This is a genomic window from Paraburkholderia sp. MM5482-R2 (genome assembly GCF_050436125.1).
In the GTDB taxonomy this organism is placed as follows: Bacteria; Pseudomonadota; Gammaproteobacteria; order Burkholderiales; family Burkholderiaceae; genus Paraburkholderia; species Paraburkholderia tuberum.
The window spans coordinates 2256746-2275974 of sequence record NZ_JBNDLP010000002.1 but is presented as its reverse complement, the minus strand read 5'-3'; the positions used below and the strand labels follow the sequence as shown (position 1 = coordinate 2275974).

Annotated in this window: 19 protein-coding genes; 4 read left to right on the top strand and 15 right to left on the bottom strand. The window is 66.0% G+C overall.

Annotated elements, in window-relative coordinates; all coding sequences use genetic code 11:
- Positions 1 to 278 precede the first annotated feature (278 nt).
- Positions 279 to 866: a BPSL1445 family SYLF domain-containing lipoprotein gene (locus tag OKW37_RS13385; protein ID WP_184066672.1), complete on the top strand. Its 588-nt coding sequence runs from the start codon at positions 279 to 281 to the stop codon at positions 864 to 866.
- Positions 867 to 1075: 209 nt separating this feature from the next.
- Here the strand turns inward: OKW37_RS13385 and OKW37_RS13380 are convergent, their stop codons facing one another.
- The 10 genes from OKW37_RS13380 to mltG form a co-directional block, all read right to left on the bottom strand.
- Entirely contained in the window at positions 1076 to 2143 is a 1068-nt protein-coding gene (locus tag OKW37_RS13380; RefSeq protein WP_184066675.1) for a glycosyltransferase family 4 protein, read from the bottom strand.
- Positions 2144 to 2412: 269 nt separating this feature from the next.
- Positions 2413 to 3825, bottom strand: a complete 1413-nt coding sequence (gene otsA, locus OKW37_RS13375; RefSeq protein ID WP_090804798.1) for an alpha,alpha-trehalose-phosphate synthase (UDP-forming) — start codon at positions 3823 to 3825, stop codon at positions 2413 to 2415.
- A 158-nt stretch (positions 3826 to 3983) separates the two neighbouring features.
- Positions 3984 to 5207 carry a mechanosensitive ion channel family protein gene (locus OKW37_RS13370; RefSeq protein ID WP_429405989.1) on the bottom strand — a complete coding sequence of 408 codons (1224 nt, stop codon included), beginning with the start codon at positions 5205 to 5207 and terminating at the stop codon, positions 3984 to 3986.
- Between the two features lie 119 nt (positions 5208 to 5326).
- Positions 5327 to 5683, bottom strand: coding sequence for a Rap1a/Tai family immunity protein (locus tag OKW37_RS13365; RefSeq protein WP_090804794.1), 357 nt, complete (start codon positions 5681 to 5683; stop codon positions 5327 to 5329).
- Between the two features lie 213 nt (positions 5684 to 5896).
- A complete protein-coding gene (locus tag OKW37_RS13360; RefSeq protein WP_090804793.1) occupies positions 5897 to 6628 on the bottom strand; it encodes an ankyrin repeat domain-containing protein in 732 nt (243 codons plus the stop codon).
- Positions 6629 to 6680: 52 nt separating this feature from the next.
- Positions 6681 to 7472, bottom strand: a complete 792-nt coding sequence (locus tag OKW37_RS13355; RefSeq protein ID WP_429355513.1) for a TatD family hydrolase — start codon at positions 7470 to 7472, stop codon at positions 6681 to 6683.
- Positions 7473 to 7565: 93 nt separating this feature from the next.
- Positions 7566 to 8081 (bottom strand): GNAT family N-acetyltransferase, encoded by a 516-nt coding sequence (locus tag OKW37_RS13350; protein ID WP_090804789.1) that lies wholly within the window; start codon positions 8079 to 8081, stop codon positions 7566 to 7568.
- Between the two features lie 49 nt (positions 8082 to 8130).
- Positions 8131 to 9174 (bottom strand): DNA polymerase III subunit delta', encoded by a 1044-nt coding sequence (locus OKW37_RS13345; RefSeq protein WP_429405993.1) that lies wholly within the window; start codon positions 9172 to 9174, stop codon positions 8131 to 8133.
- Between the two features lie 95 nt (positions 9175 to 9269).
- Positions 9270 to 9890: a dTMP kinase gene (tmk, locus tag OKW37_RS13340; protein ID WP_090804781.1), complete on the bottom strand. Its 621-nt coding sequence runs from the start codon at positions 9888 to 9890 to the stop codon at positions 9270 to 9272.
- Positions 9890 to 10900 (bottom strand): endolytic transglycosylase MltG, encoded by a 1011-nt coding sequence (gene mltG / locus OKW37_RS13335; protein WP_429405995.1) that lies wholly within the window; start codon positions 10898 to 10900, stop codon positions 9890 to 9892. Before mltG ends, tmk begins: the two co-directional genes overlap by 1 nt.
- Before the next feature lie 507 nt (positions 10901 to 11407).
- Here mltG and OKW37_RS13330 point away from each other — a divergent pair.
- The 3 genes from OKW37_RS13330 to OKW37_RS13320 all read left to right on the top strand — a co-directional run bounded on the left by OKW37_RS13330 (position 11408) and on the right by OKW37_RS13320 (position 14093).
- The gene (locus OKW37_RS13330; RefSeq protein ID WP_090804775.1) at positions 11408 to 11704 is read left to right on the top strand and encodes a hypothetical protein; all 297 of its coding nucleotides are present in this window, start codon (positions 11408 to 11410) and stop codon (positions 11702 to 11704) included.
- A gap of 310 nt (positions 11705 to 12014) precedes the next feature.
- Complete coding sequence (locus OKW37_RS13325; protein WP_429405997.1) at positions 12015 to 13082, top strand: YgfZ/GcvT domain-containing protein; 1068 nt, start codon at positions 12015 to 12017, stop codon at positions 13080 to 13082.
- Between the two features lie 144 nt (positions 13083 to 13226).
- Entirely contained in the window at positions 13227 to 14093 is an 867-nt protein-coding gene (locus OKW37_RS13320) for an NRDE family protein (RefSeq protein ID WP_429355511.1), read from the top strand.
- Between the two features lie 65 nt (positions 14094 to 14158).
- Here OKW37_RS13320 and OKW37_RS13315 read toward each other — a convergent pair whose 3' ends face one another.
- The 5 genes from OKW37_RS13315 to OKW37_RS13295 all read right to left on the bottom strand — a co-directional run bounded on the left by OKW37_RS13315 (position 14159) and on the right by OKW37_RS13295 (position 19227).
- On the bottom strand, positions 14159 to 15118 hold the full coding sequence (locus OKW37_RS13315) for an alpha/beta hydrolase (protein ID WP_184063535.1): 960 nt from the start codon (positions 15116 to 15118) through the stop codon (positions 14159 to 14161).
- A gap of 92 nt (positions 15119 to 15210) precedes the next feature.
- Positions 15211 to 16092: an SDR family oxidoreductase gene (locus OKW37_RS13310; RefSeq protein ID WP_429355509.1), complete on the bottom strand. Its 882-nt coding sequence runs from the start codon at positions 16090 to 16092 to the stop codon at positions 15211 to 15213.
- A 52-nt stretch (positions 16093 to 16144) separates the two neighbouring features.
- A complete protein-coding gene (locus OKW37_RS13305; protein ID WP_429405999.1) occupies positions 16145 to 17143 on the bottom strand; it encodes an NADP-dependent oxidoreductase in 999 nt (332 codons plus the stop codon).
- A 28-nt stretch (positions 17144 to 17171) separates the two neighbouring features.
- Positions 17172 to 17657 carry a PaaI family thioesterase gene (locus OKW37_RS13300; protein WP_184043781.1) on the bottom strand — a complete coding sequence of 162 codons (486 nt, stop codon included), beginning with the start codon at positions 17655 to 17657 and terminating at the stop codon, positions 17172 to 17174.
- 64 nt (positions 17658 to 17721) lie between these two features.
- On the bottom strand, positions 17722 to 19227 hold the full coding sequence (locus tag OKW37_RS13295; RefSeq protein WP_429406001.1) for a PLP-dependent aminotransferase family protein: 1506 nt from the start codon (positions 19225 to 19227) through the stop codon (positions 17722 to 17724).
- Positions 19228 to 19229: the final 2 nt, after the last annotated feature.

Sequence of the window (19229 nt, the reverse complement as noted above, 5' to 3'; positions counted from 1 at the left end):
CCATCGTGCGGCCGCGCCGAAGTGTCCCCACAATCGCCGCGGCTCGGGCGCTGTTTAGCGTCGCCCCTCGAATCGTCGCTCGACGCGTGCTCGGAAGTCGCGCGCAAGGCCGGTCAAATTTACTGGGAAGATTTCTTGCGATCAGGCTCAAACCCTTGTCCCATAAGGCTTTTCGCGTTGTCACGCAACGCGCCTTTTGCACCAGCCTGTGTTATAACTCAAAGGCAACCAGGCGACACCACCACGGTTGCGCCCCGGATCCATGACGGAGAAAAACGATGCAAAGACGACACTTCATGTTGAAGACGACCGCTGCGCTTGCTTTCGGAGGCCTTGCACTCGCCGGCTGCACGACGACGGGCAACACGCCGGAAAATGCTCATGTCGACGCCTCGAAACGACAGTCGATCGACGCCAGCGTCGATGGCACGCTGTCCAAGCTGTTCACGACCGTGCCGGGCTCGCGCGAGCTGGTGTCGAAGGCGCGCGGCGTGCTGGTGTTCCCGTCGGTGCTGCAGGCGGGCTTGATCGTCGGCGGCCAGTATGGCGAAGGCGCATTGCGGGTGGGCGGCGCGACGGTCGGCTATTACAGCACCGCGTCGGGCTCGTTCGGCCTGCAGGCGGGCGCGCAGTCGAAGGCGATCATCTTCCTGTTCATGACGCAGGATTCGCTCGACAAATTCCGCAACGCGGAGGGCTGGTCGGCCGGCGTCGATGCATCGGTCGCGCTCGTGAAGATCGGCGCGAATGGCGCCGTCGACACGACCACGGCCACTGCGCCGGTGCAGGTTTTCGTGTTGACGAACGCGGGCCTGATGGGCGACGTCTCGCTGCAAGGCACGAAGGTCACGCGGCTGAAGATCTGAGCGCGCTCATCGGCGCGCTTCACTGATCACTTGCGCGCGCATCGCGGCGAAGGCCGCGCGGTGGACCCTGTGCGGGTCGTCGCGCGGTCTTTTTGTTATGTATGCCGATGCCGACGCTCGGGAACGGAAAAACTCGCGCGCAAAAAAAAAACGGCGCCGCGCATCGCGCACCGCCGTCCTTCGCTTCGACACGTCCCAACGATCCCGCGTCAACGGCCCGACGAATCGACCACCTTGAACCTCGAGCGCTTCTGTGCGCGAATCACCAACTGATAGGCCTCCACATACTCACGGGCCATCCGGTGCGACGTGAAGCGCTCCTCGAAACGCCGCCGCACGCCCGCGCGCGACACCTTGTGCAGCCGGTTCACGGCCGCCACCGCGCCGATCTCGTCCTCGACGATGAACCCGGTCACGCCCTCTTCGAGCACTTCGGGCACCGAGCCGCGGTTGAACGCGATCACCGGCGTGCCGCAAGCCATCGCCTCGATCATCACCAGACCGAACGGCTCCGGCCAGTCGATCGGAAACAGCAGCGCATGCGCGCCCGACAGAAACTCGGCCTTCTGATGATCGGCAATCTCGCCGATGTACTCGACGTACGGCAGGTCGAGCAACGGCCGGATATCGCGCTCGAAGTACTCGCGATCGGCCGCATCCACCTTGGCGGCGATACGGATCGGCATGCCGCAGCGGCCGGCGATGCGGATCGCCGTATCGACGCGCTTTTCCGGCGAAATCCGACCGAGAAACGCGAGGTACTTCTGCTCGACCGGTTGCGGCGTATAGAGCTGCGCCGGCAGGCCGTGATAGACGGTGGTGAGCCAGCGCGCCTGCGGCAGCGGATGACGCTGCGCGTTCGAAATGGAGATCACGGGCGCGGTGTTGAACGTGTCGAACACCGGCTGCTGCTCGGGCAGATCGAGCCGGCCGTGCATCGTCGTGACGAACGGCGTGTCCTGCCGCTTGAATACCGAGAACGAGTAGTAGTCGAGGTGGAAATGCAGCACGTCGAACTCTTCGGCCTGGCGGCGCACGAGTTCCATCAACAGCATATGCGGCGCGACGCGGTCGCGAATGCCCGGATCGAGCCGCAGCGCGCGCGGCCACACCGCTTCGAGCTTCGCGCTCGTGACGGAGTCGCCGCTCGCGAACAGCGTCACGTCGTGGCCTTGCTCGACCAGCGCTTCGGTGATGTACGACACGACGCGCTCCGTGCCGCCGTAGAGCTTCGGCGGCACCGATTCGGTCAGCGGGGCGATCTGCGCAATCTTCATATTGTGTCTCCGTGAGCCGGCGGCTGGCGCGCAATCGCGATGCCGTCGGCGACGCCGAGTATGACAGCGCCATGACGTCGGAACAATGCGCGCGGTCCCTAACGCGGTCCCTAAGCGTCGCATGCATCGTCGCTACGGGGAATTATTCCCTGACATCGGTCGAAAAGCCGCAGGTCTTGCAATTGCTCGGTGCTGTTACAAGCGGCTTACATCCGGTGACACGCGGCCACGCGCCGGGTTTGCGCGGGCTTTGGGCCGTCGCCGCGCCGTCATTTGTGGCCGCCGCCCTCGCCCGACCCGCGCACTGGCATGCTGCGCAAATCCCTGAGGAAGCTGTCGCGCCACACTCCGAGATCGTTCTTACGCAGCGCGGCCATGTCGATCTCGTGACGCCGCTGGCGCGCGTCGAGCGGCATTTGCAGCGCACGTTGCAAGGCCTCGCACATGCCGATCGCATCGTGCGGATTGACGAGCAGCGCGCCAGAGAGCTCGGCGGCCGCGCCCGCGAAAATCGACAGCACGAGCACGCCGGGATCGTCGGGATTCTGCGCGGCCACGTACTCCTTCGCGACGAGGTTCATGCCGTCGTGCAGCGGCGTGACGAAGCCGATCTGCGACTCCCGAAACAGCGACATCAGCTTCCAGCGGTCGTACTGCTGGTTCAGATAGCGGATCGGCGTGTAGTCGAGCCCCGAGTAGCGGCCGTTGATGCGCCCTGCCTCGTATTCGAGATCCTGGCGGATCTTCTGATAGGTCGCGACGTCCGAGCGCGTAGGCGGCGCGATCTGCACGAGCGTGACGTTGCCGCGCCATTCGGGCGAGCGTTCGAGCAGCAACTCGAACGCGCGAAAGCGCTCGACCAGTCCCTTCGAATAGTCGAGCCGGTCGACGCTCATGACCAGCTTGCGCCCCTCGAGGCTTTGCTTCAGCTCGAGCACGTGCTGGCGGCTTTCGTAGCGCTTGGCCTGCTCGGCGATTTCGTCGGGGAACACGCCGATCCGGTAGACGCCGGTGCGCAGCTTGCGCCCGAACGCCTCGACGACGCCGTCCGCGCTCACCGTGCCGCGCGCGTGACGCGTCACGTAGTCGTGGAATGCCTGCTGGTCGGTGGCGGTCTGGAAGCCGAGCAGGTCGTAGCACGACATCGACTTCACCAGTTCCTCGTGCGGCGGAATGTTGAGCAGGATCTGCGGCGCGGGAAACGGAATATGCAGGAAGAAACCGATGCGGTTCGTCACGCCCTCGCTGCGCAGCGCCTCGGCAAACGGGATCAGATGGTAGTCGTGAATCCAGATGATGTCGTCGGGTTCGAGCAGCTTGACCAGCTTGTGAGCGAGCCATGCGTTGACGCGCCGGTAGCCCGCGTACTCCTCGCGCTCGTAGCGCGCGAGGTCGTTGCGGTAGTGGAATACCGGCCACAGCGTCGCGTTCGAGAAGCCGCGGTAGTACTGGTCGTAGTCCTTGCGCGTGAGGCCGACGGTTGCGAAGGTCACCGCGCCGTCCTGCTCGAGCATCGGCCCCGCGTTGGCGACCGTTTCGCTGACTACGTCGCCGCTCCAGCCGAACCAGACGCCGCCTGCATCCTTCAGCGCGCCGAATACGCCGACCGCGAGTCCACCCGCCGATCCCTTGGTCTCCGTCGGCGTCGCGACGCGATTCGACACGACGATCAATCGGCCCATAGTGCATGTCCTCCGTCATTCTTGCGATGCGCCGCGACGCCTGAGCAGGCGTCGCGCGCCCGTGAGCAGCAATCGGCGTGCCCACGCATCGCCGGGCTTGCCGAGGGCGGTCGCCATTCGCCGCTCGCCACGCGCGATTCGCGATCCGCAACGCCCGGCTAAGCCTGCTCCTTGGCCTTCTGCGCGACCTCGCCCGCGCCAGTGCGGTCGATGCGGCTCGCCACCGGATCGGCTTCGGTATGCGCGGCGGTGCTGCCGGCTGGCGCCTGCCGGCTGCGCGGCAGCCAGTCGCTCGGGCCAGCGCCACCGGTCTCCAGCTCCGCCGACACCTCGGCACGCGCCCGCGGCAGGTATTCCGGGTAATGCCGATGAACGAAATCGAGCAGCCCTTCGCGCACGCGGCAGCGCAGATCCCACGCAAGGCCGGAATCGGGCGCGCTGACGAGCGCGCGCAACTGCATCGCGCGCTCGGTGCAGTCCGTCACCTGCAGCACCTGCACGCGACGGTCCCACTCGGGCGCGTTCTCGACGATGCGCGCAAGCTCCTCGCGCAGCGGCGCGAGCGGCATCCGGTAATCGACGAACAGGAACACGGTGCCGATGATCTGCGAGCTGCTGCGGGTCCAGTTCGAGAACGGATTTTCGATAAACCATTGCAGCGGCACGATCAGACGGCGCTGATCCCACAGCCGCACCGACACGTACGTGCCGGTGATCTCCTCGATGCGTCCCCACTCGTCCTGGATCACGACGACGTCGTCGAGGCGGATCGGTTGCGACAGCGCGATCTGCAAACCGGCGATCAGGTTGCCGAGCACCGGCCGCGCCGCGATACCGGCGACCAGACCGGCGACACCCGCCGACGCCAGCAGGCTCGCGCCGATCTGCCGCACGTTGGGCAAGGTCATCAGCGCACCGCCGACACCGATGATCACGATCACGATCATCACCGAGCGCGCGAGTACGCGCGCCTGCGTATGGATGCGGCGCGCCTGCAGGTTATCGGCGGAATCGAGCGGATGGGCGCGGATGATCGCTTCGCCGATCGCCGCGGCCGAGCGCACCGACAGCCACGTCAGCGCGGCGATCAGCGCGATGCCGGTGATGTCGCGCACCGGTTCGATGAAGTTGAGGGTGTCGGGTGCCTCGGACCCGACCCACGCGAACGCGAGGATCACGAGGGCGAACAGCGACGGCTTGTCGATGTAGCGCAGCACGACGCTCGTCAGCGCGTGCGGCCGCGCGAGACGCTTCACGACGCGCGCGCCGAAGCGGTGAATGCCGCTCGCCACGATCGCCACGATGGCCGTCACGATCAGCGTGCCGAGCCACGTATGCAGCGGCGCGGCCGCCACGCGGTAGAAGTCGTCGATAGTAGGCATAACGGGCATCTTCCTCCGGGCTCGATGAGCGGCGGCGCGCCTGCGCGACTACTGACATCCGGGGGGCACGACCGCGCCTGGGCGTTACAACGGGTTCTTCGATGCGCCGCGGTTATCGATCAGCCGCCGCTCTTGCAGGGAAACGCCTTGCCGAGACCCAGCGAAATCGCCGTGCTCGCGTTGTAGCCCGCGGCGTTCGGGTTCTCGGCGATGTACTTGCGCACCGCGTCGGTCAACTGCGCCGAGCGCGCATCCGGCGGCAGGCAGAAGTACTGGCCGACGCGCGGACCGGTGGTGCCGCCGATCGCGTCGATCGTGTTGAAGATGCCGTCGGCCGCGCCTTCGATGTAGGCCGCGCAGGCGCTACGCGAAGCCACGTCCGTCTTGGTGCACAGCTTGTTGAGGTCGCCTCCCGTAAACGCGGCTGCCGAAAGCGGCAAGGCAAGCGCGCCGGCGAAAATCAAAGCCCGCAGCATGGTGTTCCTTTCCAGGGTTGTTTATTCACGCGGTCTTTCTGCCGCGTCCGGACGGCGCGCTACGCGGCGCGCCGAAGTCGTCATTCTGCACTGTTTTACGCGGCGGCAGCAGGCCGGCAGCCGCGCGGCTCGGACAAAACGGCTGCAAAGCGGCACGGCATGGCGAGGCGCCTGACGCTTCGCGGGCGCACCGCGCCGCCTGCCGACAAAACGTCATTGCTTCTGCTGCTGCGTCTGCTGCATGCGCGCCGTGAGCCCTTCGACGACGTCCGGCTCCTTGTAGGTCTTGGCGAAATCGAGCGCGGTCATGCCGATCTGGTTTTTCACCGACAGGTCCGCGCCGTTGTCGAGCAGCAGCTTGACGGTGGAAACGTGGCCGCCGCGCGCGGCCATCATCAGCGGCGTGGTGCCGTTCGGCGAGCCCGCATCGACGTAGGCCGAGTGGTCGAGCAGCACCTTGACGATATCGTCGTGGCCGTTCGCGGCTGCGTAGTGCAGCGGCGCCCAGCCCTTCTTGTTGACCTCGGCGCCCTTCGCGATCAGCAGATTCACGAAGTTCAGGTCGCCGACCAGCGACGCCATCATCAGCGCGTTTTCGCCGGCCTTGTCCTGAATCTCGATATCGGTTTTTGGATTCGCAAGCAACGCGGCCGCGACCTTGTCGGATTTCTCGCGCGCGGCGATCACGAGCAGCGGGATGCCCTGATTGTCGACGCTGTTCGGGTCCATGCCCTTCGCGAGCAGCTTGTTGACGCCGTCGACGTCGTCGAACTTGACCGACTTGATCAGCGAGTCGATCGGCGCCGCATGCGCGGGCACCGCGACGAGCGCCGCGCACGCGAGCGCGGCGGCGCACGCGAGACGGCGCGCCGGCGCGAGAGCCCGGGCGGCCGACCCGGCGGACAGCGGTTGGAAATCAGCGGACGACGTCGAAATATTTTTCATATGGTACTTTAGGAAATCTTCCTATCCCTTTGATGTTACGCGGCTTTGTGGATCAGATTCCGGCCGGTGCGGCGAGTCCGAACAGTCTGAAGAAGTTTTGCGTGGTGGCGGCGGCCAGCGCCTCGTCCGGCATCTCGCGTTGCTGCGCGATGAAGCGTCCGACATAACTGACGTACGCAGGTTCATTCGGTTTGCCGCGATATGGCACCGGCGCCAGGTACGGCGAGTCGGTTTCGATCAGCAGACGGTCGAGCGGCACGCGGCGCGCGACGTCCTGCACATCGGTCGCGCTCTTGAACGTGACGATGCCCGACAGCGAAATGTAAAAATTCTGCGCGAGCGCCTGCTCGGCGATGGCCCACGGTTCGGTGAAGCAATGCATGACGCCGCCCGGCACGCCGGCGCGCTCCTCGGCCATGATGCGCAACGTATCTTCCGACGCCGAGCGGGTGTGGATGATCAGCGGCTTGCTGGTCGCGTGCGCGGCGCGGATGTGTGTGCGAAAGCGCTCGCGCTGCCACTCCATGTCGGCGATCGAGCGGCCTTCGAGGCGGTAGTAATCGAGCCCGGTTTCGCCGATCGCGACGACCTTCGGGTGCCCGGCCAGTTCAACCAGCTCGGCTACGCTCGGCTCGCGCATGTGCTCGTGATCGGGATGCACGCCGACCGACGCGTACACGTTGTCATAGCGGCTGGCGATGTCCAGTACCGACGGCAGTGTTTCAAGATCCACCGACACGCACAACGCGTGCGAGACCGAATGGCTGCGCATGTTTTCGAGCACTTGCGGCAGACGGTCCGCGAGTCCTTCGAAGTTGATGTGGCAGTGTGAATCGACAAACATGGTCAGGTCCTGCGAAAAAGGGGCTTGCGGCTGGGCGATGGCGTGGCCGGGGCCGCTTGGGACAGCTCAGGTGGCGCTGCTTGCGCAGCGTGCTCAACCGGCGTGCGCAAGACGCTTGCCAAGAATCACCAGATCGCGCTCGACGCCATCCAGCACCGCGACGCGCGGTAACGTGCCCCATGCATCGAAGCCGAAGCCGCGGAACAGCCGCACGCTCGCTTCATTGTGACCGAACACGAAGCCGAGCACCGTATCGATGCCAAGACCCGGTGCCGCGTCGAGCGACGCCGCCAGCAGTTGCTTGCCGAGTCCCTGGCCGCGCGCGCTTTCGTCGAGATAGATGCTGACTTCGGCGGTGCGCTGATAAGCCGGCCGGCCATAAAAATCGGAAAAGCTGAGCCACGCGATCACGCGGCCCGCCTGCTTCGGATCTTCGACCACCCACAGCGGCCGCTTCTGCGGGCTGTGCGCATGAAACCACCCATGCCGGCTCTCGACGCTGACCGGCTCGAGGTCCGCGGTGACCTGGCGCGACGGGATCGTCGAATTGTAGATGGCGACGATCGCGGGCAGATCGTCGAGCGTGGCGTCGCGGTAGGAAAGGCTCATGGCGGTTGGCTTGAATGAAAAAAAGACGGAAGGCTGTCCGGCTGGGGGCTCACGCAAACAGCGCGCGATAGCCGATGAACAGTTCCTCGAACACGAGCCGCGCGTTCAACGGATGGTTCTCGACCGCGCGCTGGCGCGTGACGGTGCGCAGAAAACGCGCGAATGCATTGGCGTCGGCCTGGGTGGCGCAGCGGGTGAGCGCGGCCGACGCCTGCGGGAAATAGCGCGGCGCGCCGGCGGTGCGCTGCGCGAGCAGATCGTACATCCACCGCTGCAGCCAGCCGAGCACGAGCGGCACTGGGAGCTTCTGCAGCGCCTCGCCGCACGCGAATGCGTCGCACCCGGCGCCGGCCGCGAGCTGCTTGAGCGTCCAGTCGCGCAGCGGACGGTTTTCGTCGCTGGCGAGCGCGAGCGCGGCGAGCGGCGCGCCACCCGCTTCGGCGAGCAGCGCGCGGGCGTCGTCGACGCCTTGCGCGGCCAGCCACTGCGCGGCGGTGTCCGGCGCGGGCACGCTCATCGGCCACTGACGGCAGCGGCTAATGATGGTCGGCAGCAATCGGTCGACGCGCGCCGACACCATCAGGAACACGACGCCCGCGGGCGGCTCTTCCAGCGTCTTGAGCAACGCGTTGGCGGCCGCGACGTTGAGCGCCTCGGCCGGATACAGCACGACGACGCGCGCGCCGCCGCGATGCGAACCGATGCCGACGAAGTCGAGCAGACCGCGGATCTGCTCGATCTTGATTTCCTTGCTCGGCGTGCGGGTCTTCTTGCCTTCGTCGCCATCGGCTTTTTCGGCCTTGTCGTCGGCGCCGTTCGCGGCGTTCGCGAGGCCGGCTTCGGCGGCGAGTGCCTCCGGCACGACGATGCGGTAGTCGGGATGATTGCCCTGCACGAACCAGTTGCAGGCCATGCACGCGCCGCACGGCTCGCCGTTCGGTTGCGGCGCCTCGCACAGCAGACCCTGCGCAAGGTGCTGCGCGAAACGCAGCTTGCCGATGCCCGCCTGGCCGTGCAGCAACAATGCGTGCGGCCAGTGGCCGTGCAGCTGCTGCAGGCGATTCCAGTCATCGGCTTGCCACGGATAGATCATCGTTTGTCTTTTTGAATCAATTGGTTGTAGGCGCTACTTCAGATGTCGAGTGAACTTCGCACGAGATTATAAGAAGCAGTTATATCTATTTCGAATCACAGGGTTGCAATCAACTCCTCAAGCTGCTTCTGAATCCGAACGATGCTCTGCGAAGAGTCGATGATAGCGAATCGATATGGCGCTTCTTCGGCGCGGCGCATGTATTCGGCGCGCGTGCGCTCGAAAAACGCCGCCGACTCGCTCTCGAAACGATCCGGATTGCGCACCGCGCTGCGCCGCTCGTTGGCGACGGCGGGCGGCAAATCGAACAGCACGGTCAAATCCGGCTGGAAACCGCCCTGCACCCAGCGCTCGAGCGTCTCCAGCTTGTCGCGCGGCAAGCCGCGGCCGCCGCCCTGGTAGGCGAAAGTGGCATCGGTAAAACGGTCGGACAGCACCCAATCGCCGCGCGCGAGCGCCGGCTCGATCACTTCGGCCAAATGCTGACGGCGCAGCGCGAACATCAACAGCGCCTCGGTTTCGAGATCCATCTTCTGATGCAGCACGATATCGCGGATCTGCTCACCGAGCGGCGTGCCGCCCGGCTCGCGTGTCATCACGACCGAGCGGCCGCTCGGCGCGAGCTTCGCCTCGAGCCGTTCGCGGAACCAGCCCAGATGGGTGGTCTTGCCCGCGCCGTCGATGCCTTCAAACGTAATGAATTTGCCGCGCGCCATCATTGCCCTCGAATGTATTTGTCCACGGCCTTGTTGTGTTCGCCGAGGGTGTCAGAAAAGATGCTGCTGCCGTCGCCGCGCGACACGAAGTACAGCGCGTTGCTTTGCGCCGGGTTCATCGCCGCCTGCAGCGACGCGACGCTCGGCAATGAGATCGGCGTCGGCGGTAGGCCCATCCGCGTGTAGGTATTGTATGGAGTGTCGGTCTGCAGGTCTTTCTTCCTGATGTGGCCGGCGTAGCTGTCGCCCATTCCGTAGATCACGGTCGGGTCGGTCTGTAACGGCATGCCGGCGCGCAGACGGTTGGCGAACACCGCGGCGACGAGCGCCCGGTCGGACGCCTTGCCGGTTTCCTTTTCGACGATCGACGCCATCGTCAGCGCGTCGTACGGGGACTTGTACGGCAGGTTCGGCGCGCGCGCGAGCCACGCCTCGTCGAGACGCACGCGCATCAGACGGTAAGCGCGGCGATAGATGTCGAGGTCGCTGGTGCCCTTGTCGAACAGGTAGGTATCCGGGAAAAACAGCCCTTCGCCGTTGCCGATCGACGCCTCGGGCGCGCCGATTGCGCTCATCAGATCGGCGTCGCTCATGCCGAGCGTGTCGTGCTTCAGCGCGGGATTGGCGTCGAGTTCAGCGCGCATATGTTTGAAGGTCCAGCCTTCGATGACCGTCGCCACATATTCGTTGACGTCGCCGCGCGCGATTTTCTGCAGCACCTCGTAGGGCGTGATGCCGCTCTTGAACTCGTAATTGCCGGACTTCAGCTCGCTTTGCAGCCCGAGCAACCGCGTCATCGCGATGAACAGCTCGGGCTCGACCGGCACGCCGCCGCGATTGAGCTGCAGCGCGACGCTGCGCAGGCTGCTGTGCGGCTTGACGGTGACGTCGAGTTGCGCCGGGGTCAATTCGAGTGGGCGGGTGGCCCAGTAGTATCCAGCGGCGATGGCCGCCGCGGCCAGCACAACGACGAGCGCGCCGGCGACGAAACATTTCTTCAGAAGGGACACGACAGGAAAGAATTAGCGTTTAGATGGCAACGAACTGATTTTTAACGGGAAAGTCTTGCGTCGGTCAACATTGAGACTGTGCCGTTTTGCAGCCCTTTCGGCCTTTTGCGACCTGTATTGTATAGATGCGGGCACCAGATGGTCACGGCCGGAAAAAACAATATGAAATCCGCTGGCGTCGGTCTGATGCTACTCGAGGCGTACGCTGTCGCAACATAGGTCAGAGTTCCAAAGGTTCGACAATTCCCGACCAAACGCCTTTTCGGCTCCTGCCGCTTTTGACCGTTATTGACAGTTTCAAACGGATGGTTCAGGGGCGACCTGCACGCCGGCAATTGGGAGACTCCACGCCCCGTTCCGAGATGGATGAGGCTGAGTGTTTCGCGGACTACCATTCAGACATGGAGCAGTGTCACGTGGCCCGAGCAACGTATCAAGATCCACGCACCTATGCGCTCTGCACACAGCGAGCATTCGATAAATTCCAGGCATGCAGGGGATATTGAGATGACTAAACCGGATCGGGCTAGCGTCATTTTTTATGACGCCGATACTCAGCAGTTAAAGATGTGCACAGTTTCACGGGTTCACGTGCAAGCGGCGATTGATCGAGCGCTGGCAATCACTATCCCACCGGATGCTCCGGAAAATTCAATGTTGCCAGTGACAGACGAGGACGCTCGGAAGCTTGGAGGAATGGCGATTCTGATTCAGGCAATCGCGCATCCCGAATTGCGCGAACGGCTGAAAATCACGACTGAGCAGCCGATGGACTGGGCACCGGCCAAGCCGCCCACGGAATGACAGTGGCTCGTCCGCCTTACTCAGTGGCCCCGCCGCAGCCACCCCGGCGGCGGCTCGTCTGTGACCGCGGCAGCGGACAGCAGATCCGGCACGTCGGGTGCCCGCCCATCTTGCGCCGGACCCTCTGGCAGAACACCCCAACATGGTCACAACATGGGCACAGCCGGAGGGTGATAACGTGCAATCCCCTGCTGCGCCAGGCTCTCGGAAAGCCTTCATTCGCCAGGGACTTGCGAAACGCGACAGGGCTGGACTGAATATAATGACTGTTTGCCTTAGCCAAAGTCAGAATTGACTGTTCCCGGAATCCATGAACACACCGCTCGTGAACGCCTCAGGTAACGCTTCCGGTCTCACTCCCGCCGCGGCGGCGCCCGCCGCCCTGCCCATCCTGCCGCGCCCGTCGGCCGAAGAATTCACCGCCGTGCTCGAGCATGGCGCGTACATGCCGCTGCCGCAGTTCGGCGTGATCGACACGACCGGCGACGACGCGGCGAGCTTCCTGCACGCCCAGTTGACCAACGACGTCCAGCATCTCGACGCCGCGAACGCGCGCCTCTGCGGCTACTGCTCGGCCAAGGGCCGGCTGCTCGCGTCGCTCCTCAGCTGGCGCAGCGGCGATACGATCCGCCTGCTGGTATCGAAAGACGTGCAGGCCGCGGTGCAAAAGCGGTTGTCGATGTTCGTGCTGCGCGCCAAGGCCAAGCTCGCCGACGCGAGCGGCGAGCTCGCGGTGGTCGGCCTCGCGGGCGACGTGCGCGGCGCGCTGTCCGGCGTGTTCGACGCGCTGCCCGACGGTGTGCACGTGCAGGTCGACGGCACAGCGGGCACGCTGATCCGCGTGCCCGATGCGTTGGAGCGGCTGCGCTATCTGTGGATCGGCCCGAAAGCGCAGATCGAAGCGCTGCTGCCGTCGCTCGACGGCAGGCTAAAGCGCGTGTCGCCGGCCGTGTGGGACTGGCTCGACATCCGCGCGGGGGAGCCGCGCATCACGCAGCCGGTCGTCGAGCAGTTCGTGCCGCAAATGGTCAACTTCGACGTGCTCGGCGCGGTCAACTTCCGCAAGGGCTGCTATCCGGGTCAGGAAGTGGTCGCGCGCAGCCAGTATCGCGGCACGATCAAGCGGCGCACGTCGCTCGCCAACGTCGCCGGCGAGCTGGAGACGGTGCGGCCCGGCACCGAGCTGTTCCACTCGGACGATCCGGGCCAGCCGTGCGGGATGATCGTCAACGCGGCATCGGCGCAAGGCGGCGGCGTCGATCTGCTGGTCGAGACCAAGCTCACGGCGCTCGACAGCGGCAGCGTACATGTCGGCGCGGCCGACGGCCCCGCGCTGCGCTTCCTGACGCTGCCTTACGGGCTGCCGGCCGAAGTCTGATCGTGGAGAGGGTAAAAAGCGGCGCAATCGGGCGCCGTTTTTTATTGACTGCTTTATTCTCATCTGTTTTTTGCCGCTTTCGTTTGCCGCCTGCGTCGCTGCATCAGGCGGCCGCCCCATGCTCTGAACGGGAGATGCTCCCCGATGTGCCTGATCGTTTTCGACTGGCGACCTGATGCGCTCGATGGTCCGCTGTTCACGCTCGCCGCGAATCGCGACGAGTTCTTCCGCCGCACGGCCGAGCCGATCGGCTGGTGGCGCGACGCGCCGGAGGTGCTGGGGGGCCGCGACCTCGTGGGCGGCGGCACGTGGCTCGGGTTGTCGCGCGACGGCCGCTTCGCCGCGCTGACCAATTACCGCGCGCCGGGCGAAATGCGCGCCGATGCGCCGACCCGCGGCACGCTCGTCAGCGACTGGCTCACGAGCGCCGCGCGCGACGCCGACGGCAATCCACACGAGACGCCGCTCGCGTATCTGCGGCACGTCGCGCAAAAAGGCGACATCTACAACGGCTTCAATCTGCTGGTCGGCGACTGGACGCGTCGCGAGCTCGCGTGGTACTGCAATCGCGGCGCCGTCGACGCAAACAGCGGCCCCGCGCTGCTCGCGCCGGGCACGCACGGCATCTCGAACGCGGTGCTCGATACCGCGTGGCCGAAGCTGGTCAAAAAGCGCGGCGAGCTCGGCGCGCTGCTCGCGCGCGATCCGATGCCGCCGCTCGAACGCCTGATCGATCTGATGCGCGATCCGCGGCTCGCGCGCGACGACGAATTGCCGTCGACCGGTATTCCGCTCGAACGCGAACGCGTGCTGTCGGCGGCGTTCATCGAATCGCCGGACTATGGCACGCGCAGCACCACCGCGCTGCGCGTCGCCGCCTATGGCGACGTGATCGGCGTCGCGGTCGCCGAGCGCAGCGACGACAACGGCTCGCACCGGATCGTGCGGCCCGGCGATTTCGAGCGCAGCTTCGCGTTCAATGTCGAGCGCGACCGGATGAGCGTGGCGTGATCGTTTGAGCACCGCCTGGCCGGCGCATTCGCTGCCGGCCGCTCATGGCTTCGCGATCACCGCCCTCACCCGATGCCGAATGCCGCGCGCAACGCCGCCGCGGCGTCCGCATGCGCCTGCGCGACTTCGGGCACGAAGCCGCCCATCTTGAAGAACTCGTGAATCATGCCGGCGTAGCGTTTGAGCGTGACCGGATTGCCGAGCGCACGGAGTTTCTCCGCATACGCATCGCCCTCGTCGCTGAGCGGATCGTATTCGGCGGTCGCGATCCACGCGGGCGCGACGCCGCGAAAATCCGGCGCACCGCGCTCGCCGTCGAGCGGCGCGAAACGCCAGTCGTCGCGATCGCCGCTATCTCGCACGTAGTGCTCGAAGAACCACTGGATCGTGTCGCCCGACAGCAGGAAGCCGTCGGCGAGGCGCGAGTGCGAGTCGGTCTGCTGATGGCCGGTCGTGCCCGGATAAATCAGCAATTGCAGCGCGAGCGCGAGGCCGGCGTCGCGCGCGAGCACCGCGCAAACCGTCGCGAGCGTGCCGCCCGCGCTATCGCCGCCCACCGCGAGCCGCGTGCCGTCGATGCCGAATTCGGCCGCGTGCGCGTGTAGCCAGCTGAGGGCGTCGAAGGCGTCGTCGACAGCGGTCGGAAACTTGTGCTCGGGCGCGAGCCGGTAATCGACCGACAGCACCGCGCACTGGCCGTCGCGCGCGAACATCCGGCACAGCGCATCGTGCGTATCGACGCTGCCGACCGTAAAGCCGCCGCCGTGGTAGTACACGAACGCCGGCAGCGGCTCGGCCCAGCCCGGCTCGACCGGGAAGTAGAAGCGCGCGCGGATCGTCGCGCCGTCGCGCGTCGGCACGCGCAGATCTTCGACGGAGAACATCGGCGCGCTCGCGATCTCGAGGATCGGCGCGCTTTTCTCGTACGACGCGCGCGCCGCTTGCGCGCTCATCTGGTGATACTGCGGGCGTTTGGCCCGCGCGATCATGTCGAGCACCTGCTCGATCGTGGGATTCAGCGGCATGGTTTCGGCAACGTGGTGCGCGTCGCGCATCGGGCGGCGCCCAGTGCGCCAATGATTGTCAGGAGCCGGCGCACCGGCCGCGCAGCCGGCCGCTACTGCGCGTTCTTCACCTCGGGCTTCAGCGACATCGGATCGGATGGCTCGCGCAACTGCTCGATATCCTCGTGACGCAGCTTCACGGTCGCCATGATGCCCGGATGCGTGATGATATAGAAACGCCGCGCGGCGATCGCCTCGAACGCGATGTCGGCGACATCGTCGGCCGTGAGCTTGCCCGACTGCACCGCGCGCTGCAACTGCTTGCCGGCCGCGATCTGCGAGCGCGTCGGCCGGTCCGCGTTGCGCAATTCGTCGGGACGCGCGCGCTCGGCCTCCGCGATGCCGGTCGGCACGAAGGCGGGACACAGCAGCGAACAGCCGACCTCGCCGCCCGTGCCGGCCTGCGCGAGCTTCAGGTCGTGATACAGCGTCTCGGTCAGCGCCACCACCGCATGCTTCGACGCGTTGTAGATGCCCATTGCCGGCGGCGCCAGCAGCCCCGCCACCGACGCCGTATTGACGATATGCGCGGGCTCCTTCTGCGCGAGCATGATCGGCGCGAACGCGCGCACGCCGTGCGCGACACCCATCACGTTGACGCCGAACACCCACGACCAGTCGTTCGCCGAGCTTTCCCACAGGAAGCCGCCGGTGCCGACGCCCGCGTTGTTGAACAGCACGTGGACCTTGCCGAACGCGGCGAGCGCCGCCTGCGCGAGCGCCTCGACCTGCGCGGCGTTCGATACGTCGGTCGGCACGCCGATCGCCTCGGCGCCGGTTTCGCGCAAGGCGTCGACGGTTTGCGCGAGCTGGTCGGCGTTGACGTCCGCGAGTACGAGCTTCATGCCGAGCGCCGCGCCCTTGTGCGCGAACGCGCGGCCGAAGCCGCTGCCCGCGCCGGTGATCACCGCCACCTTGCCCGCGAATTCGAACATTCTGTGACTCCCTGGTTGAGCGGCGGCTTGCCGTTGCACGATGACGTCGCGCTCAGATCAGCCTGACCAGTTGCTTGCCGAAGTTACGGCCCTTCAGCAAGCCGATGAATGCCTCGGGCGCGGCTTCGAGCCCTTGCGCGATCGTCTCGCGATAGTGCAGCTTCTTCTGCGCGACGAACGTGCCGAGTTGCTTGAGCGCCTCGGGCCACACGTCCATGTGTTCGCTGACGATGAAGCCCTGCACGAGCAGCCGCTGCGTCAGCATCAGCGACGGATGCTTGAGCGGCAGCGGCTGGCCGTCATAGCCCGCGATGAAGCCGCACAATGCGATGCGCCCGAACGCGTTCATGCGCGCGAGCGTCGCGTCGAGCACCTCGCCGCCGACGTTCTCGAAGTAGCCGTCGACACCGTCGGGCGTGACGGCCTTCAGGTCCTGGTACAGGTTACCGGCCTTGTAGTCGACGCACGCGTCGAAGCCGAGCGTCTCGACCACATAGCGGCACTTGTCCGCGCCGCCCGCGATGCCGACCGCGCGCGCGCCCGCCGCCTTCGCGAGCTGACCGACCACGCTGCCCACCGCGCCGCTCGCCGCGCTGACGACCACCGTCTCGCCGGCCTTCGGCGCGATGATGCGGTTCAGCCCGTACCATGCGGTGACGCCCGGCATGCCGACCGGCCCGAGATACGCCGACAGCGGCACATGCGTGTCGTCGACCTTCTGCATGCCCGTGCCATTGGAGGTGCCGTACTCCTGCCAGCCGAACATCGCGACGACCTTGTCGCCGACCGCGAACTTCGGATTCCTCGTCTCGACGACCTCGCCGACCGTGCCGCCGATCATCACTTCGTTCAGCGGCTGCGGCGCCGCGTATGACTTGCTGTCGTTCATGCGTCCGCGCATATACGGATCGAGCGACAGATAGTGGTTGCGCACCCGTACTTCGCCGTCGGCGAGCGGCGCGAGCGGCGTTTCGACGAGCTTGAAGTTATCGGGCGTGGCTTCGCCTTGGGGGCGCGAAACCAGCAGCAATTGGCGATTGATCTGGGCCATGCGGTCGTCTCCTTGGGTTGTTGGGTGCTCAGTCGCTCGGACCGGGCTTCGCCGCCGGGTCGCTGCGCAGACGCTGCCGCGTGACGTCGCGGCCCACCGCGAGGCGGCGCATGTATTTGAAGGTGCCGAGCGCTTTCGCGACGAAGTGGCCTTCGCTGTCGCGGATCTCGCCTTCGCAATAGGCCATCGTCGTCGAGCGATGCAGCACGCGGCCGGTCGCGCGCAACTCGCCGCGTCCCGGCTGCATGAAGTTGACCTTCATCTCGACGGTGACGACGCCGACGCCGTCGCCGGCGAGACTGCGCGCGGCCATCGCGAGCGCGACGTCGGCGAGCGTCATCGTGACGCCGCCATGCGCGACGTCCCACGTGTTCATATGATCGCGTTGCAACGGCAGCACGACTTCGCTGACGCCGTCGGCGGCCGACAACAACTGTGCGCCGAGACGGTCGACGAAGGGACTTTCGGGCAACGATGCATGGCCCGTTCTGGATGAGGTGGATGGATCGGTCATGGCTCAGATATCAGATTTCGTAGCCGACGGCGTGTGTCGAGCCTACGGCGGGAAATGATACCCGCTATCGCGTTGACGCATGGGCTGCCATCCGTGCCGCGAGGCGCCCTAGTCTGCGCACCGCTTCGTCGGTCAGATCCAGATCCGCACTCGGACAGCTGAGCCGAATGAAGTGATCGAAACGCCCGGCGTTCGAAAATACCGTGCCCGGCATGATGCGAATACCGTCATGCAACGCGGCGTCGAATAAAGCCGACGACGATACGTGACGCGGCAATTCGATCCAGAAAAACATCCCGCCGCGCGGCGGCGTGAACCGCGTGCCGTCGGGAAACGATGCCGCCACCGCCGCGGCCATCCGCTCGCGCCGCAGCTGCAAGCTCTCGCGCAATCGCCGCAAATGGCGCTCGTATGCGCTCGTCTCCAGGAACCCGGCGAGCACGACTTGCGACAACTGCTCGTTGTGGCGCGACTGCGCGAACTTCAGCATACCGATGCGCGGATGCCACCGGCCACCGTTGATCCAGCCGACGCGCATGCCAGGTGCCAGTGTCTTGTTGAACGATGTGCAATGGATCACGGTGCCATCGGTGTCCCACGCCTTCAGCGAGCGGGGCGGCGGCGCGGCATCGACGAGTTCGCGGTAGGGATCGTCCTCGATCAGCGCGATGCCGGCGCGCGCGCACAGTTCGACGAGGCTCGCCTTGTGCGCGTCGGGCATCACGCTGCCGAGCGGGTTTTGCAGATTCGGCACCACCACGACCGCCTTGATGTCGGGATGCGTGTGCAGCGCGAACGCCAGCGCCTCGATCGCGAGGCCGGTGCTCGGGCTGGTCGGAATTTCGAGCGCGCGCAGGCCGAGACTTTCGAGCGCCTGCAGCAAACCGAAGAAGCACGGCGATTCGACCGCGACTGTGTCGCCCGGCTGCGTCACCGCGCGCAACGCGAGGTTCATCGCTTCGACGCCGCCGTGCGTCATGATGATGTCGTCCGCGCCGATCTGGCTGCCGGCCTCGAGTGCGCGCCGGGCGATGATCGCGCGCAACGCCGGATCACCCTGATCGGGCCCGACGGCGGTCAGCAAGGTGGGCCGCCGACGCAACGCGCGCACCGCGGCCTTTTGCAACGCATCGGTCGGATAGAGATCGGGCGACGCGGTCGCGCCGCCGAGATTCAGCGCGTGCGGATAGCGCTGAAATTTCGACACGAGCGCCGAAATCTCCGAGTGAATGCCGACGAACTGCGCGGCGGCGCCGGGCTGCATCGCGAGATCGGGCTCGGCGGCGCAGGGCAACGCAGCCGTCGGCGGCACGCGCACGAAATAGCCGGCGCGCGGCCGCGCGTCGATCAGCGCGGCGCGTTCCAGTTCGCGATAGCTCTCGGTCGCCGTCGCGAGGCTCACGCCGTGGCGCTGCATGAACGCGCGCATCGACGGCATGCGGTCGCCCGGGCGCAGCGCGCCGTTGCCGATCGCGCGGCGGTATTGGTCGGCCAGTTGCCGGTAAAGCGGCTGGCGCTCGGCTGGCCGGTCCGTCGAGGGACCTTGCGGTGTGAAGAGGGATTCGCTCATGA